This is a genomic window from Gemmatimonadales bacterium, from assembly GCA_019637315.1.
Taxonomy (GTDB): domain Bacteria; phylum Gemmatimonadota; class Gemmatimonadetes; order Gemmatimonadales; family GWC2-71-9; genus SHZU01.
The window spans coordinates 143,310-159,170 of the sequence record JAHBVU010000008.1; the positions used below are offsets into that span (position 1 = coordinate 143,310).

At 65.2% G+C, this 15,861-nt stretch carries 10 protein-coding genes and 1 tRNA gene; 10 read left to right on the forward strand and 1 reads right to left on the reverse strand.

Going from position 1 to position 15,861, the window contains the following annotated elements; translation table 11 throughout:
* Positions 1–29 precede the first annotated feature (29 nt).
* From KF785_09730 to KF785_09770, 9 genes are all read left to right on the forward strand, one after another.
* A complete protein-coding gene (locus KF785_09730; GenBank protein MBX3147036.1) occupies positions 30–1,109 on the forward strand; it encodes a hypothetical protein in 1,080 nt (359 codons plus the stop codon).
* 30 nt (positions 1,110–1,139) lie between these two features.
* Positions 1,140–1,910 (forward strand): DNA repair protein RecO, encoded by a 771-nt coding sequence (recO, locus tag KF785_09735; GenBank protein MBX3147037.1) that lies wholly within the window; start codon positions 1,140–1,142, stop codon positions 1,908–1,910.
* Positions 1,911–2,120: 210 nt separating this feature from the next.
* Entirely contained in the window at positions 2,121–4,721 is a 2,601-nt protein-coding gene (gene clpB / locus KF785_09740) for an ATP-dependent chaperone ClpB (GenBank protein ID MBX3147038.1), read from the forward strand.
* Positions 4,722–4,863: 142 nt separating this feature from the next.
* A complete protein-coding gene (gene tadA / locus KF785_09745) occupies positions 4,864–5,316 on the forward strand; it encodes a tRNA adenosine(34) deaminase TadA (GenBank protein ID MBX3147039.1) in 453 nt (150 codons plus the stop codon).
* 53 nt (positions 5,317–5,369) lie between these two features.
* The gene (locus KF785_09750; GenBank protein ID MBX3147040.1) at positions 5,370–6,713 is read left to right on the forward strand and encodes an MATE family efflux transporter; all 1,344 of its coding nucleotides are present in this window, start codon (positions 5,370–5,372) and stop codon (positions 6,711–6,713) included.
* Between the two features lie 174 nt (positions 6,714–6,887).
* A complete protein-coding gene (locus KF785_09755; GenBank protein ID MBX3147041.1) occupies positions 6,888–9,959 on the forward strand; it encodes a SusC/RagA family TonB-linked outer membrane protein in 3,072 nt (1,023 codons plus the stop codon).
* Positions 9,960–9,970: 11 nt separating this feature from the next.
* Positions 9,971–11,344, forward strand: a complete 1,374-nt coding sequence (locus KF785_09760) for a hypothetical protein (protein ID MBX3147042.1) — start codon at positions 9,971–9,973, stop codon at positions 11,342–11,344.
* A 292-nt stretch (positions 11,345–11,636) separates the two neighbouring features.
* Positions 11,637–11,723, forward strand: a tRNA-Ser gene (locus KF785_09765).
* Positions 11,724–11,754: 31 nt separating this feature from the next.
* Positions 11,755–12,000 carry a hypothetical protein gene (locus KF785_09770; GenBank protein ID MBX3147043.1) on the forward strand — a complete coding sequence of 82 codons (246 nt, stop codon included), beginning with the start codon at positions 11,755–11,757 and terminating at the stop codon, positions 11,998–12,000.
* Between the two features lie 44 nt (positions 12,001–12,044).
* Here KF785_09770 and KF785_09775 read toward each other — a convergent pair whose 3' ends face one another.
* On the reverse strand, positions 12,045–12,746 hold the full coding sequence (locus KF785_09775; GenBank protein ID MBX3147044.1) for a site-2 protease family protein: 702 nt from the start codon (positions 12,744–12,746) through the stop codon (positions 12,045–12,047).
* Positions 12,747–13,043: 297 nt separating this feature from the next.
* Between KF785_09775 and topA the strand changes: the two genes are divergently transcribed.
* A complete protein-coding gene (gene topA / locus KF785_09780) occupies positions 13,044–15,860 on the forward strand; it encodes a type I DNA topoisomerase (protein ID MBX3147045.1) in 2,817 nt (938 codons plus the stop codon).
* The last annotated feature ends 1 nt before the right edge of the window (position 15,861 follow it).

Consider the following 15,861-nt stretch of genomic DNA (forward strand, 5'->3'; position numbering starts at 1 on the left):
GGCCCGTTGCTCCCGGTATCGTTACCTGAATGGCTGTGCTCGATCGTGTCCTGCCGCTTCTGTTGGTCAGTGGTCTGGCGAGTTGCGCCGCGACCACCGAACCACTGCCACCGCCCGAAGAGCGACTCCTCGTCGTCAACGCCGGCGAGAATTCGCTGTCGCTGATCCCGACCGAAGTCGGGCGTCCGTCGCGGAAGATCCTGGCACCCGGGCTTCGCGGCGGTGCTTCCGACATCTCGGCAGTGGGTCGGGTGGCCATCGTTTCGAGTCAGAGCAACGACTCGCTCGCGGTGTTCGATCTTCGCCTGGAGGAGGTCCGGAACTGGTACGCCTTTCCGGCGGGGTCCAAGCCCTCAGCCGTCGTGTTGCTCAGTGAACAGGTCGCCTACGTTGCCAATGCCGGAACCAATACGGTCACCCGGCTCAACCTCCTGACCGGTGATACGGCAAGCGTGGCTGTCGGGCAGTACCCGCGCGATCTGGTACTGACTCGCGGGCGGCTGTTCGTCGTCAACGCCAACGTGGAGCCGTGTCCCGAAGGCACTTGCTCATTGGGGGAAAGCTGGATCACGGTAGTCGATCCGCAAACCAACGCGCGGGCCGCCGGGCGGGATTCGATTCCGCTGCCCACCCCAGGCAACGCGCGGTCGGCCACGCTCGGTGGGGACGGGCTGATTTACATCGTCAGCACCGGCGACACGACAAGTGAAGTGTCCGGACGGCTCAGCATCGTCGACCCCATCCAACGCCAGGAGGTCGGCAGCTTTGCCGGCTTCGGTTTCGTGCCCTGGGGCGTGGCCTCCGATGGCGCCGAGCGTTTGTTCGTGACCTCGATCAAGGATGGCTTGATGGAGTTCAATACCCGGACCCGACGGGTGGTACGGGGCGCTGGCCAGGGGATCTTCGTTCTCAACAACGTGGCCGCGGCGGTCGACCCTGCGGGCAGGATCTACGCCATCGAGGCCACCGGATGCGATGCCGGGCAGGCAGGCAGGCTTCGGGTTTTCAGGCCGGATCTGACCCAGGCCCGCGACCTGGCCCTTGGCGTCTGTCCGGTGGCCGTGACCCTGGTCCTCCTGCCGGGCCTGGGCGGCCTGGCGGCTCCGTGATCCGGCCGCATCGGCCGAGTTAGCGGGTCTATGGCCCCGATCGAGACGCCGGCCACCATCCTGTCGACCATTCCGTACGGCGAAACGTCCAAGATTGCCCGACTGGCAACGCGAGAGCTCGGCGTTGTCAGCGTGATTGCCAAGGGTGCCCGGCGGCCTCGCAGTGCGTTCGGCGCCTCGCTGCAGATCCTGAGCGACGGAATCGCGACCGTTCACCTTGCCCGTCATTCCGATCTTCACACCTTGAGCGCCTTTGATGTGGGTCGTGTCCCAGAGGCGATGGCCACTAACATCGAACGCTATGCCGTTGCCACGGTGCTGGGCGAGCTGATGCTCCGGTTTGCCCCGGGCGACCGCCAGGCGGCAACCTATGACTTCTTCCGCCACGGTCTCGACGTCCTGGAGGGGGTCCCCGCCGAGGTCGTGGCGATCGTCGGGCTCCGCTCGATCTGGGGACTCGTCGCTCATCTCGGCTTTGCGCCCGCACTGGGCGTGTGCGCCCGTGACGGCCTGCCGGTGGGCCGGGATCAGGGGCCGGTCGCCTTCTCGCCGGCCCATGGCGGGGTACTGTGCGCGGCCTGTGCCCGTGCGGTCGAAACCAGCCGTCTGACGCCCAAAGACCTTCGCGACCTCGAGGCGTTGATCGAAGGGCGGGGAGACCTGCCGGCCTTAGACAGTCGCTACCTGGCCGCCCACCGGCGTTTGCTCGATCGCTACGTTCGTTACCATCTGGGGGACGGAGCGGCGCTGCCCGCGTTGGGCTTCTGGTCTGAGCCGGGCTGGGTTCAGGCTCCGGGGTAGCTGCCATTTCGGCGCGCTTGAGACGGGTTATGACGTCATTGCGCTTAACGCCTTGCTGCTTATGTCTTTCCGTCGCGTGTACAGTGCTGCCAGACCGGCGGTTATTCGGGGTATGGCGGTTGCTTCTCGTTTCGGAGAGGAAATGTTACATCGCAAAAGGTGTCCGGGCAGGCTAGCCGTCGCGGCATCAGGAACCGACTCGAGGAGCAGATGATTCGACCGGAACGTTTGACGATCAAGGGGCAGGAAGCCTTTCGAGATGCCATCGAGCTGGCGCGCGGCCGGGGCAATCCGGTTGCCAATGACGCTCATCTCTTTGCTGCTCTACTGGAGCAGGAGGAGGGCGTCGTCCGACCGCTGCTTCAGAAGGCCGGTCTCAATGTGACGGCGCTGGTTGGCGCCGCGGAGCGGGAGCTCACCAAACTGCCAACCCAGTCGGGCGGCGTCGAGCCGACCCTGAGCCGGGAAATGCATGCGGTCTTCGATCGGGCCGAGAAGGACGCCAAGGATCTGGGCGACAGCTACGTCTCGACCGAGCACCTGCTGGTGGCGTTGGTCGACGAGAAGGGTACGGCCGCCCGGGCGATCATCACCGGGCTCGGTGTCAGCGCCGACGACCTGCGAGACGCGTTGGCCGGGGTTCGTGGCAGCCATCGGGTGACGGACCAGTCGCCGGAGGAGAAGTACCAGGCGCTGGAGCGGTTTACCCGGAACCTGACGGATCAGGCTCGGGCCGGTAAACTCGATCCGGTCATCGGACGCGACGAAGAAGTCCGTCGGGTCATGCAGGTTCTCTCTCGCCGTACCAAGAACAATCCGGTCCTGATCGGTGAACCAGGCGTCGGCAAGACTGCCATCGTCGAGGGTCTGGCCCAGCGCATCGTGGCGGGTGACGTACCCGAGAGCCTTCGGGACAAGGACATCGTCGCGCTCGACATCGGGCAGCTGCTGGCCGGCGCCAAATACCGCGGTGAGTTCGAAGAGCGCCTCAAGTCGGTCGTCAAGGAACTGACCGAGGCCGAGGGTCGCTTCATCGTCTTCATCGACGAGTTGCACACGCTGGTGGGCGCCGGGGCCGCGGAAGGCGCGGTCGATGCGAGCAACATGCTCAAGCCTGCTCTGGCGCGAGGCGAACTCCATGTGGTTGGCGCAACCACGCTGGATGAGTATCGGAAGCATGTCGAGAAGGATGCGGCGCTCGAACGGCGCTTTCAGCCGGTCGTGGTTGGCGCACCGAGCGTCGAGGACACCATCGCGATCCTGCGGGGCCTCAAGGAAAAGTATGAAGTGCATCATGGGGTGCGGATCACCGACAACGCGCTGGTCGCCGCTGCGACCCTGAGCGACCGTTACATCGGCGATCGCTTCCTTCCGGACAAAGCCATCGACCTGGTCGACGAAGCTGCCAGCAAGCTGCGGATCGAGATCGACAGCATGCCCTTGGAGATCGACGAAGTCGAGCGGCGGGTGCTGCAGCTCGAGATCCAGCGGCAGGCGCTGCTCAAGGAAAAGGACAAGGCCGGCGTGGAGCGTCGCGAAGCGGTCGAACGGGAAATCGCCGAGCTCAAGGAAACCTCGGCTGGCATGAAGGCACAGTGGCAGGCGGAGAAGGCGGCGATTCACCTGCTGCAGAGCAAGAAGGCCGAAGCCGAGCAGCTCAAGACGGAGGTCGAGCAGGTCACCCGCCGTGGCGATCTGCAGAAGGCAGCCGAGCTGCGTTACGGTCGGATCCCGGCATTGGAGCAGGAGGTTGCCCGGGAGGAGGAACGGCTGGCCTCGATTCAGGCGAATGCCAAGTATCTCAAGGAAGAAGTCGACTACGAGGATATCGCCGAGATCGTCGCTCGATGGACCGGAATCCCGGTAACCCGGATGCTCGAGTCGGAGCGCGAACGACTCTCGAAGCTCGAGGATGAGTTGGGCCATCGGGTCGTGGGGCAGGGCGAGGCGCTTGCTGCGGTCGCGAACGCGGTGCGGAGGAGTCGGGCCGGTCTGCAGGACCCGAACCGGCCTACCGGGTCGTTCATCTTCCTGGGCCCCACCGGCGTCGGCAAGACTGAGACCGCGCGTGCACTGGCCGAGTTTCTCTTCGATGATGAACGGGCCATGGTGCGTCTCGACATGTCCGAGTACATGGAGAAGCACTCGGTTGCCCGGATGATCGGTGCGCCGCCCGGCTACATCGGTTATGAAGAGGGCGGACAGCTGACCGAAGCGGTTCGGCGCCGTCCCTACAGTGTGGTGCTGTTCGACGAAATCGAAAAGGCGCACCCGGACGTGTTCAACGTCCTGTTGCAGTTGCTCGATGACGGTCGGCTTACCGACAGCCAGGGTCGACAGATCGATTTTCGGAACACGGTGGTCATCATGACCTCGAACATCGGAAGTCATCTGATCGTCGATGCGGCGGCCGTGGTCGGGACGGAACAGTGGTCGGCTGTGGAAGATCGGGTCCGCGCCGAGCTCCGCAGCCACTTCCGGCCGGAGTTCCTCAACCGAGTCGACGATATCGTCGTGTTTCATCCGCTCTCGGAGGCGCATATCGGCCGGATCGTCGAGCTGCAGGTGGAGAAGCTTGCTGCGCTGGTGCAGGCCAAGGGGCTGACGCTGGAGGTGACGCCTTCTGCCCGTGCGCTCCTGGCGGAGCGAGGCTACGACCCGGTCTACGGCGCCCGTCCGCTCAAGCGCGCCATCCAGCGGATGCTCCAGAACCCGATTGCCTCGTCCCTGCTGGCGGGGAGCTTTGAGGAGGGCGATACGGTGCTGGTCGACCGGAGCGGAAGCGAGTTGACGATCGAGCGCCGCGGCTAGGTCTGCCGGGCGCCGGCACCCCGACGGTGGCGGGCGGCACGATTACACTTCCCTGATGGCCATGACCACCGGACGTGCCAGATCGGCCGGGCCCGGCGCGCCCCAGCCGGCCCCGGCGCCTCGGATCGAGGACGTGCTCGCGATGCGCTGGGCTCTGGCCCAGGCCGAGCGGGCGCGCGAGGCCGGCGAGGTTCCGGTTGGCGCGGTCGTCGTTCAGGATGGTCAGGTCCTGGCAGAGCACCATAACCTGACCGTCGCGGGGCGCGACCCGACTGCCCATGCTGAGCTCCTGGCGGTGCAGGCCGCACTCCGAGCGCTCGGTACCGATCGCCTGCCGGAGGCAACCCTCTACGTCACCCTCGAACCGTGCGCTCAGTGCGCTGGCGCGATCGTGCTGGCCAAGGTCGGCCGCGTCGTCTTTGGGGCCTATGATCCGAAGGCCGGCATGGCGGGGTCCGTCGGTGACCTGCTTCGTCACCCTGCGCTCAACCACCGGGTCGAGGTCGTTGGCGGGCTGCTGGCGGAACCGTGCGGCGCGGTGCTGCAGGAGTTTTTCGCCGTGCGGCGGAGTGGATCCGACCGGGCTCCCGGCTGAGAACGCACACCTCCACGACCCTCTCTCTTCCTTCTTCAACTTCGACCTTACCTGTGCACGATCTCACCGTCGGCTCCATTCCGAAGCACATCGTTCGTCTCGCAATCCCGCTGGCCATCGGCATGGTGTTCCAGACCCTCTACCTGATGGTCGACCTCTACTTCGTGGCGCGTCTCGGCGATGCGGCGATTGCCGGTGTCAGCGCAGCAGGCAACGTCCAGTTCATCGTGATGGCGCTGACCCAGGTGCTGGGGATCGGTACCATGGTCCTGATTGCCCATGCGGCAGGGCGGAAGGACCGGCACGACGCCAACTTGGTGTTCAACCAGAGTCTGGTGCTTGCCGCTGGCGCCGGTCTGCTGGTGCTGGGCGTCGGGGCCGTGTTGGCGCGGCCCTACCTCGAGTTCGTGGCAGCGGACGCCGCGACCGTGGCGGCAGGGGTGACCTATCTGTACTGGTTTCTGCCGGCGCTTGCTCTGCAATTTGCGCTGATCTCGATGGGGTCGGCCCTGCGCGGCCACGGCATCACCAAGCCGACCATGGTGCTGCAGATGTTCACCGTGCTGCTCAACGCCGTCCTGGCACCGGTCCTGATTGCGGGGTGGGGCACCGGTCGGCCGCTGGGCGTGGCGGGCGCCGCGCTGGCCAGCACGATCTCCGTTGCGGTCGGCGTGTTCTTTCTGTACGGCTACTTCCGCCGCTTCGACCGATTCGTCGAGGTCGATCGTGCCCTGATTCGCCCCGACCTGGGCACCTGGAAGCGGCTCTTCCGGATCGGGGTGCCTGCGGGTGGCGAGTTCGCCCTGATGTTTCTGTCGATGGGAGTCGTCTACTGGATCATTCGCGATTTCGGCGCGGCTGCGCAGGCAGGCTACGGCGTGGGCTCGCGGGTCATGCAGGCGATCTTCCTGCCCGCGATGGCGGTGGCCTTTGCCGCCGCACCGGTGGCCGGGCAGAATATGGCGGCGCGAAACTATCCTCGGGTGCGCGAGACCTTCTGGGCGGCGGCCCGGATCGGAACCGGGGTCATGGTGGCTATGACGCTTTTCGCGCACTGGCGCCCGGATTGGCTGGTACGTCCATTTGCGGGCGACGAGGCCGTGCTGGTGGTCGCCGTGGACTTCCTGCGCACGATCTCGTGGAATTTCGCGGCCTCGGGGCTGGTATTTACCTGTTCCGGTCTCTTCCAAGCCATGGGCAACACCTTGCCCTCGATGGTCAGCAGCACGGTGCGCCTGGCGGTATTCGTCGGGCCGGCCCTCTGGGTCTCGCGCCTGCCCGGCTTTCAGCTGCACTGGACCTGGCGCGTTTCGGTCGTGGCAACCACCCTCCACGCGATCTTTGCTCTCTGGCTGCTTAACCTCGAGGCGAAGCGGCGCCTGCCGGTGGCCGGCTAACGCAGCCGGTCCGCACCGGGGCGTCCTCCGACCAGATGCGCGACTGGTCCGGCGCTCTTGACGGCTCGCTCCGTAGCTGTCACTTTGCCATGAGGCGTCCTTGCGCGCCAGTCACCCGGACAGGCCTCTGTCGGGCTCTGTACGGGGCTTCCCACCACAACTCGAGGTACTTCCATGGTGAGTCGTAAGATCCCAGGCGCATCGGTGCTGGGGCTACTTGCCGCCGTGTTGTTTGCGGGGCAGGCCCAGGCGCAGTCCACGGGCTCGATTGCTGGCACAGTGGTTGACGCGCTCACCCGGCGGCCGATCGGTGCTGCGCAGGTCAGCGTGGTCGGTACCAACCTGGCCACCACGACCAACAGCAACGGCAACTACACCCTCACTGGCGTCGCGGCGGGCACAGTCACCTTGCGGATCCTTGGGATCGGGTATGCCGAGGTATCGCGAGAGATCAGCGTCACGGCCGGGCAGCGGGTCACCGTCGACATCCAGATGCAGGCGCGGGCCATGGAGCTCAGCCCCCTGGTCGTGACGGCAACGGGTGAACAGCGGCGCATCGAAGTCGGTAACGCGATTGCCTACGTCAATGCGGCCGAGGTCGTCGAACGCCAGTCGATCTCCAACATGACGGACATGCTGACCGCTCGTGCGGCCGGCGTGCTGGTCACGCCGCCGATTCAGACGGGCGGCGGCGGTCGGATTCGGATTCGCGGCAACAGCTCGATGTCGCTGACGAATAACCCAATCTTTGTGATCGACGGCGTTCGCGTCGAAGGTACCACGGGATCGTCATCGATCGGCGTCGGCGGGACCACGGTGTCGCGGATGAACGATTTCAATCCCGAAGAGATCGAGTCGATCGAGGTGGTGCGCGGTCCCTCGGCGGCGACCCTGTATGGAACGGACGCAGCCAACGGCGTGATCGTGATCCGGACCAAGCGAGGTGTGGCTGGCCGGACCGATTGGAGCTACTACACCGAGCAGGCGGCGCTGTCGGATCGCAACAAGTATCCTGACGCGTACTGGGGTTGGACGGCCGGTTCCACCCGGACCAACTTCACCCAGTGTATCCTGTCCCAGGTCATCTCCGGAGCCTGCGTTCAGGACAGCGTCACCATGTACAACCTCCACAAGGATCCCGAAGCCACCCCGTACGGCACCGGCTACCGCCAGCAGCACGGCTTGCAGGTTCGCGGTGGCTCCGACGCGGTCCGGTACTTCATGCACGGCGAGTTCGAGACGGAGGACGGCGTCACCAAGATCCCGACCTTCGATCAGCGCTGGCTTGACAACCGAGGTATCACGCTTCGGCCCGAGCAGCGCAATCCGAACGGGCTCAAGCGGTTTTCGGCGCGATCGAACCTCGACGTTGCCCTCAACGCCAATACCGACGTTTCTGTGAGTCTGGGCTACATCCAGCAGGAAACGCGGCTGACCCGAAGCGATGACTCAGGTGTTCCCGGTCTCGCCACCAACACCTTCGGTGGTCACGGCTACAAGTACATGACCAACCTTGCCGGCGACACCCTGCACGGGTATCGGACCGTGACACCCCGCGAGATTTACCGGACCTCGACTGCTCAGGACGTGAACCGCTTCATCGGGTCGATCACGGCTCAGTGGCGGCCGCGCTCGTGGCTGAGCGGCCGGGGTACCTACGGTATCGACTTCGTCGGGCGCAAGGAAACCCAGCTCTGCCGTTTCACCGAGTGCCCGGTGTCCGGTACGGACGCCCTTGGTTTCAAGCGCGACAACCGTACCAACATGTTCGCGCACACGCTCGACGCCGCGCTGACCGCAACGCGGTTGATCTCCTCGTCAATCGAATCCAAGACCACGGTTGGCGTTCAGTACAATCGCAACACATTCGATCGAAACGGCGCCTTCGGTCAGGAACTGCCTCCCGGCGCCACCACGGTAACCTCGGCCGCGATCAAAACCTCGGACGAATCGAACAGCGAAACCCGGACGATCGGCGCGTACATCGAGCAGCATATCGCCCTCAACGACCGTCTCTTCCTGACGGGTGCGCTGCGCTCAGATCGCAACAGTGCCTTCGGCGCGGACTTCAAGACGGTGCTCTATCCGAAGTTCTCGGCGTCCTGGGTAGTTGCCCAGGGGCGGGGCGGGCTGGTCGACCAGCTCAGGCTCCGTACCGCGTACGGCGCGTCTGGCGTGCAGCCCAGCACCACGGCAGCCGTGCAGTTCTACTCCCCGCTCACCTATGTGGGCGAGTCGGGCGAGGCCCCCGGCCTGGTGGCCGATGCACTCGGAAACCGCGACCTCAAGCCGGAACGGTCGGCCGAGCTCGAGGTCGGGTTCGATGCGACGCTCTTCAATAACCGGGTGACCGCTGAAGTGACCTGGTACAACAAGAAGTCGACCGACGCGCTGATCAGTCGGGTGCTGCCACCGTCGCTCGGCACCGGTGCGACCACCCGGTTCGAGAATCTCGGTGAAGTCAAGAACACCGGCTGGGAAATCATGCTGATGGCGCAGGTCATCGATGGCCGGTCGTTCGGATGGGATCTTGCCCTCAACGGGTCGCTCAACAGCAACGAACTGATCAGCCTGGGTGGCGTGCCACCGGGGGCTGGCGCCACGTCTCGGAATGTCGAAGGCTACCCGCTCTTTGGCTGGTGGAACCATCGTTTCCTCGGCTTCGAGGACAAGAACGGCGACGGCCTGATCCGCTACAGCGCCGACCCCAATCTGAATGAGGTCTTCCTCGGCACCGAGCCCGAGTACCTCGGTCCGTCGCTTCCGACGCGCGAGTTTGCCCTGACCTCGGGCATCGATCTCTTCCGTCGCAGCTTGCGGCTCTCGGGTCAGCTCGACTACAAAGGCGGGCACCTGCTGTACAACAACACCGAGCGGATCCGCTGCCAGAGCCGTAACAACTGCCGCGGTCTGATCGATCCGAACGCGCCGCTCTTCGAGCAGGCCCGGACCATCGCGGTCCGCCAGTTCGGCACCGCCATCGGCGGCGGCGCCTTCATGGAGAAGGCCGACTTCCTCCGGCTCCGTGAGCTGTCGCTTTCGCTGCGTGCACCGGATCGGTGGGCCGGTCTGATCGGTGGTCGCAGCCTGACCACGTCGCTCTCGGTGCGCAATGTCGCGATGCTCTGGACCGAGTACACCGGCGTCGATCCCGAGGCGATGGCCTCGACGATCAACAACCCGTCGGAGTTCCAGGCCTTCGGACCGCCGACCTACGTCTCGTTCCGTCTCACGCTCGGCTTCTAAGGGGTGATGCCATGATTGTTTCTCAGCGTCATACGCAGCCGCGGCGTCTTCGGATCGCGGGGATAGCCGCCGCGATGATCATCGCGGCGGGCAGTACCGGGTGTTCGCCGGGGGATCTCCTCGAGGTGGAAACGCCGGATATCATCGATCCGCGGGCGGTGCAGTCGGCGGCGGGCGCCAACGCGGTGCGGCTCGGCGCCTTGGCGCAGTTCACGACCGCAACCTCCGGGGGTGAGAGTCTGTTGCTTTTGAGCGGACTCTTTGCCGATGAGTGGATCAACGGCGATACGTTCGTCGATCGTCATCAGTTCGACCGGCGCGACATGCTGCCGGCCAACACCTTCATGGCGACGGCATCGCGAAACCTCCACCGGGCGCGCCAGTCGGCGTCGCAGGCCGTCTCGCTGATGGGTACGTATCTGCCGGCGGCGCCGCCCTCCCAAGTAGGTGAGCTGCATTTCGTGCAGGCGTTTCTCGTCAATCAGGCGGCTGAGAACTTCTGCAACGGCTTGGTCTTCAGCGACGTCGCCGTTGACGGAACCATCACCTACGGCAATCAGATCACCGGGGTTCAGGCGTTTGAACGCGCCCTCGGCCATGCGACCGACGGGCTCGCGGTCATTACCGGAGCAACTGCGGCCGATGTGCGGATCCGTCACGCGCTCAACCTGACCCGGGGGCGGATTCTCTTCAATCTGAACCGTCCGGCGGAAGCGGCAGCCGCCGTGGCAGGCGTTCCCACGAACTATGCGTACACCATCAATCACGGTGTCAGCACGGCCAACAACAACATCTGGACCTGGAACAACAACGCCCGGCGCTACAGTGTGGCGAACAATGAAGGCGGCAATGGCCTCAACTTCGCGTCGGCTGCCGACCCGAGAGTGCCGGTATGTCGTGCGCCGTGTCCGCAGGGTGGGGTCACCCAGGCCAGTCGCGAAGACGGCCAGCAGCCGCTCGATGTGCAGCAGCTCTGGCCGACGCGCGAGACGGGCGTTGCCTTGCTCCGGGGCGTCGATGCGCGGATGATCGAGGCTGAAGCGGCACTCCGAGCAGGAAATGCCGGCGCGGCGCTGGACATTCTCAACGCCGCCCGGGCGACCGTGTCACTGGCCCCCTTGACCGACGCTGGAACGGCGGCCGCTCGCCTGGATCAGATGATGCGCGAAAAGGCTTTCTGGTCCTTTGGACGCGGCCAGCGGATGGGCGACCTCCGCCGGCTGGTGCGGCAGTACAGCCGGCCCCAGAATACCGTCTTTCCCACCGGCACCTGGCACAAGGCGGGCGGTACCTACGGAAGCGATGTCAACATGCCGATTCCTCAGGAGGAGTCGAACAATCCCAACCTGAACGGAACTGCGGCGTGCCTCGATCGCAATCCGTGACGACAGGTCGATAGCTGCGAGAAGCACCGCGATCTTCGGATCGTCGATGACCTGGAGGCGCTGGGGACACGGGAGCAACCGTGTCCCCAGCGCCTGCTTGTTCCATCCTCAGCTTGGACACCATGGCTTCGTCGGTAGTGGGTCAGTGACCACTGCCGTTTCGTGGGTACTGGTAGGTACCAGTACCGTTTCGTGCCGCGCCTTGGCGATGCGGGAAGCCGTTGTTAGCTTACCGCGGCTCTTCCGGTTTCCGTTTGGTTCGATCGTTGCGTGGGGAAACGGAAGACTCAAAGGACAGGTGTCCGAGTGGCTGAAGGAACCGGTCTCGAAAACCGGCATACCGGCAACGGTATCGAGGGTTCGAATCCCTCCCTGTCCGTGGTTTCGGTGAGAGACTCATTGATGAGCGGGTGCCGAGTCGAATTCGGCCCCGCTCGTCGCGTATTCGGGGTCGCAATGCGATGCTGATGTTCCTGCTGCTGCAGATCCCGGGTCCACCCGACTGTGCGCTGATGGGTACCTGCGGTGCTGTCGTGCCGCCGCCAGGTCCGCCGTCAGGGCTGATGTACCTGGCCGTTGGGCTCGTCGGGGTCGGGATCTTTGGTCTGTGGCGCTATCGTCGGGCGCGCCTGCAGGCACCCGAATCCGACCCCTGAGGGGGTTGCAATATGCGGCGCCGCCAACAGAGCGTCAGAGCACGCTAGCCGTACCTCGTGCCTGGATGCAGCAGGTGAACGGCTTCGATGAAGAGTGGCTGGAAGACCGGCCCAAAGATCCGCCACGCGATCAGCATCCCGATGATGGCAAGGAATGGCTGGCTCCAGAGAAACTGCTGATACCTGGCGCTTGCTGCGGGCGGCAGCAGCAGTGGAACTGCGGCACTGCCGTCGAGCGGGGGAAGGGGAATCAGGTTGAGCACTGCCAGCGCCAGGTTCATCGAAAAGAGCGCCCCGATCATGAAGGCAATGCTGGGCCACCAGCCGCCAGCGGTTGCCGCCACCACATGACCGAACCGCACACTCGACGGCGCTTCGAAGAAGCCAGCGCCGATTCCAAGCTTGAGCACGGCAAACGCAATCACGACGAGCAGCAGATTGGACGCCGGCCCCGCCAGCGCCATCCAGGCCGCTCGGCGCGGATACCGCATTGCCCATTGCGGGTCGTAGGGTGCGCTGGCAAAACCGAACGGCCATCCGGCAATCGCCACCGAGAGCAGCGGCAATACGACCATGCCGAATGGCTCGCGCCGGATATGCGGTCGTGGGTCGAGAGACACCTGTCCGCCGAGATAGGCGGTCAGATCCCCGCCGCGCTTGGCGGCCCAAGCGTGGGCCGCTTCGTGCAGGGTGACCGAAAAGAGGAAGACGATGTAATAGACGAGGCCGGATGCAAGATCGGGCATGGCGCAGTCGTGAAAGGAGTCGAAAACTATGCAGGCGTGCGCTCTACCGCGAAACCGGCGTCGCGGGTCGATCGGGTTTTTCGCCGTTTCCGGGCATCTAACATGTTGTGCCGTAAACTGTTAGCTGCGAATCGAGCGGTCGAGGCTGGTCGGGGGCCAATTGACAGACCCGACTCTGGGCGTCATTCTGTTCCCGCAATTTCCTGTCCTCCCCGCCTCGCGACCCGGTCGCTGGCGGGGGTGGGAGGCGTCGCCCGCGGTCGGGCGCTACGCATGAACTGCAACATTTAGGACGGCATGTCCACTCTCGTCATCGTCGAGTCACCCACCAAGGCGCGGACCATCCGCGAGTTCCTCCCCCGCGGATATAAGGTGGTCGCGTCGATGGGGCATGTGCGCGACCTGCCGGATCGGGCGTCGGACATCCCCGCCAAGGTCAAAGGCGAGGAGTGGAGCCGGCTCGGCGTCAACGTCGATCAGGACTTCGAGCCCCTGTATGTCGTGCCGTCGGACAAGAAACACATCGTCAAGGAGCTCAAGTCCGCGCTGTCCGATGCGGACGAACTGATCCTCGCGACGGACGAAGACCGCGAAGGTGAGAGCATTTCGTGGCACCTCGCCGAGCTGCTCAAACCGCGGGTGCCCGTTAAGCGGATGGTGTTCCACGAAATCACCCGCGAGGCGATCCGGGAGGCGCTCGCACAGACTCGTGCCGTCGATGATCGGCTGGTGCGTGCGCAGGAAACCCGTCGGATTCTCGACCGGTTGTTCGGCTACACTTTGTCGCCGCTGCTCTGGAAGAAGATTGCCTACGGCCTCTCCGCCGGACGGGTCCAGTCGGTGGCGGTGCGCCTGCTGGTGATGCGCGAACGCGAACGGCGCGCCTTCGTGCCCGGCATCTACTGGGATCTGGCCGCCACGCTGGAGCACCGCGATCAAACCTTCGATGCCCAGCTGGTGTCCCTGGCCGGAAAGCGCCTGGCCACCGGCAAGGACTTCGACGAGCGGACCGGCAAGCTCGCTGCCGGCAAGGATGTGGTGCTGCTGGACGGACCGGCGGCGGAATCGCTGGCTGATCGGCTGCGGGCTGCGCCCTGGACCGTGGGGTCGGCGGAGGAAAAGCCGTTTACCCGTCGGCCGGCGCCGCCGTTCATCACCTCGACGCTCCAGCAGGAGGCCAACCGCAAGTTGCGTCTGTCGGCGCGGGAGGCGATGCGGACCGCGCAGAAGCTCTACGAAGAGGGCTTCATCACCTACATGCGTACCGACTCGGTGCACCTGTCGCAGCAGGCACTCGGCGCGGCGCGCGAATGCGTCTCGCGTCTCTACGGCGACCAGTACCTGCCCAAGGCGCCGCGTCAGTACGTCAGCAAGAGCGCGTCGGCGCAGGAAGCTCACGAGGCCATTCGTCCGGCTGGGTCGCACTTCCGCACCCCGGAAGAGACCCGATTGAGCGGACGGGAACTGGCCCTCTACGACCTGATCTGGAAGCGGACCGTAGCGTCGCAGATGCTCGATGCGCGACTGACGAGCGTTGTCGTTACCATCGAGGTCGAAGAAGCGGTCTTCCGCGCGGCGGGAAAGCGGATCGATTTTCCCGGCTTCCTGCGCGCCTACGTCGAAGGCAGCGATGACCCGGAAGCGGCGCTCGAAGATCAGGAAGTGCTGCTGCCCGACCTGGCCGTCGGCGACCGCCCGGCCTGTCGGGATCTCGCGGCCGTGTCGCACGAGACCCAGCCGCCCGCCCGGTACACGGAAGCGAGCCTGGTCAAGGAACTCGAGGCGGACGGAATCGGTCGCCCCAGTACCTACGCATCGATCATCGACACCATCATCGACCGCGGCTACGTCCAGAAGCAGGGTCAGGCCCTGGTCCCGACCTTCACGGCGTTCGGGGTGACCAGCCTGCTCGAGCATCACTTCCCGTCGCTCGTGGATCTCAAGTTCACGGCGGGGATGGAGCAGACCCTCGACGACATTTCCGAGGGCAACGCGGAGTGGTTGCCCTATCTCCGCGAGTTCTACCTGGGCCGCACCGGTCTCCGGCAGCAGGTTGCCTCGCGAGAAAAGGGCATCGATCCGGTTGAGGCGCGAACCATCGAGATCGATGGTCTGGACGGTGCCAGCGTCAAGATCGGTCGCTTCGGGCCCTACGTCGAGGTGGTTTCGGAAGACGGCGAGATCCTCAAGGCGTCGCTGCCTCGCGATGCCGCGCCGGCCGACCTGTCTCGCAGCCAGGTCGACGAAGTGCTGCGCCAGAAGGCCGAAGGCCCGGAAATCGTCGGCAACCATCCGGACACCGGTGAGCCGATCCTGCTGCTCACCGGGCAGTACGGCCCCTATGTCCAACTCGGCGTGGTAACCGATGACAGTCCCAAGCCGAAGCGTGCCTCGCTACCTAAAGGTGTTACCACCGATCAGGTCACGCTCGACATGGCCGTAGGGTTGCTGGCGCTGCCGCGCACGCTTGGCGCGCATCCAGAGACCGGTGCCCGGGTGCTGGCAGGGCAGGGGCGGTTCGGTCCTTATATCGTGCATGATCAGGGCAAGGTCAAGGACTACCGCTCCCTCAAAGGCGAGGACCACGTCCTGACCGTGACGCTCGACCGGGCCCTCGAGCTGCTGGCGCAGCCCAAGCTGGGTCGCGGGCGACGGATGGCGGCGACGCCAATCCGCGAGGTTGGTCCGCACCCTGCCGACCAGGCGCCGATCGGGCTCTACGAAGGCAAGTACGGGCCCTACGTCAAACACGGCGACGTCAGCGCCTCGATCCCGAAAGACGTCGACCCCGCAACCGTGACGGTCGAGCAGGCCGTCGAATGGATTGCCGCTCGCGGCGGCGGCAAGGCAAAGCCGAAAGGCAGAGGTGCAGGCGCGTCGTCGTCCGCGGGTGCGAAGCGGTCGGTCAAAGGTCGCTCGGCCCCAGACCCCCTGACCGCGAAGGTCAAACGCGCCGGCAGCGCCAAGCGCGCGGCCAAGGCCAAGTCGGGAACGGCAGCCAAAGCGGCGGCCAAGCCGAAGCCGAAGGCCAAGCCCAAATCCGGGGCCAAGGCTGCGGCAAAAGCCAAGGGGCCGGCTCGAGCCACGCGTCGCCCGGCCAAAGCCGCCCGATAGC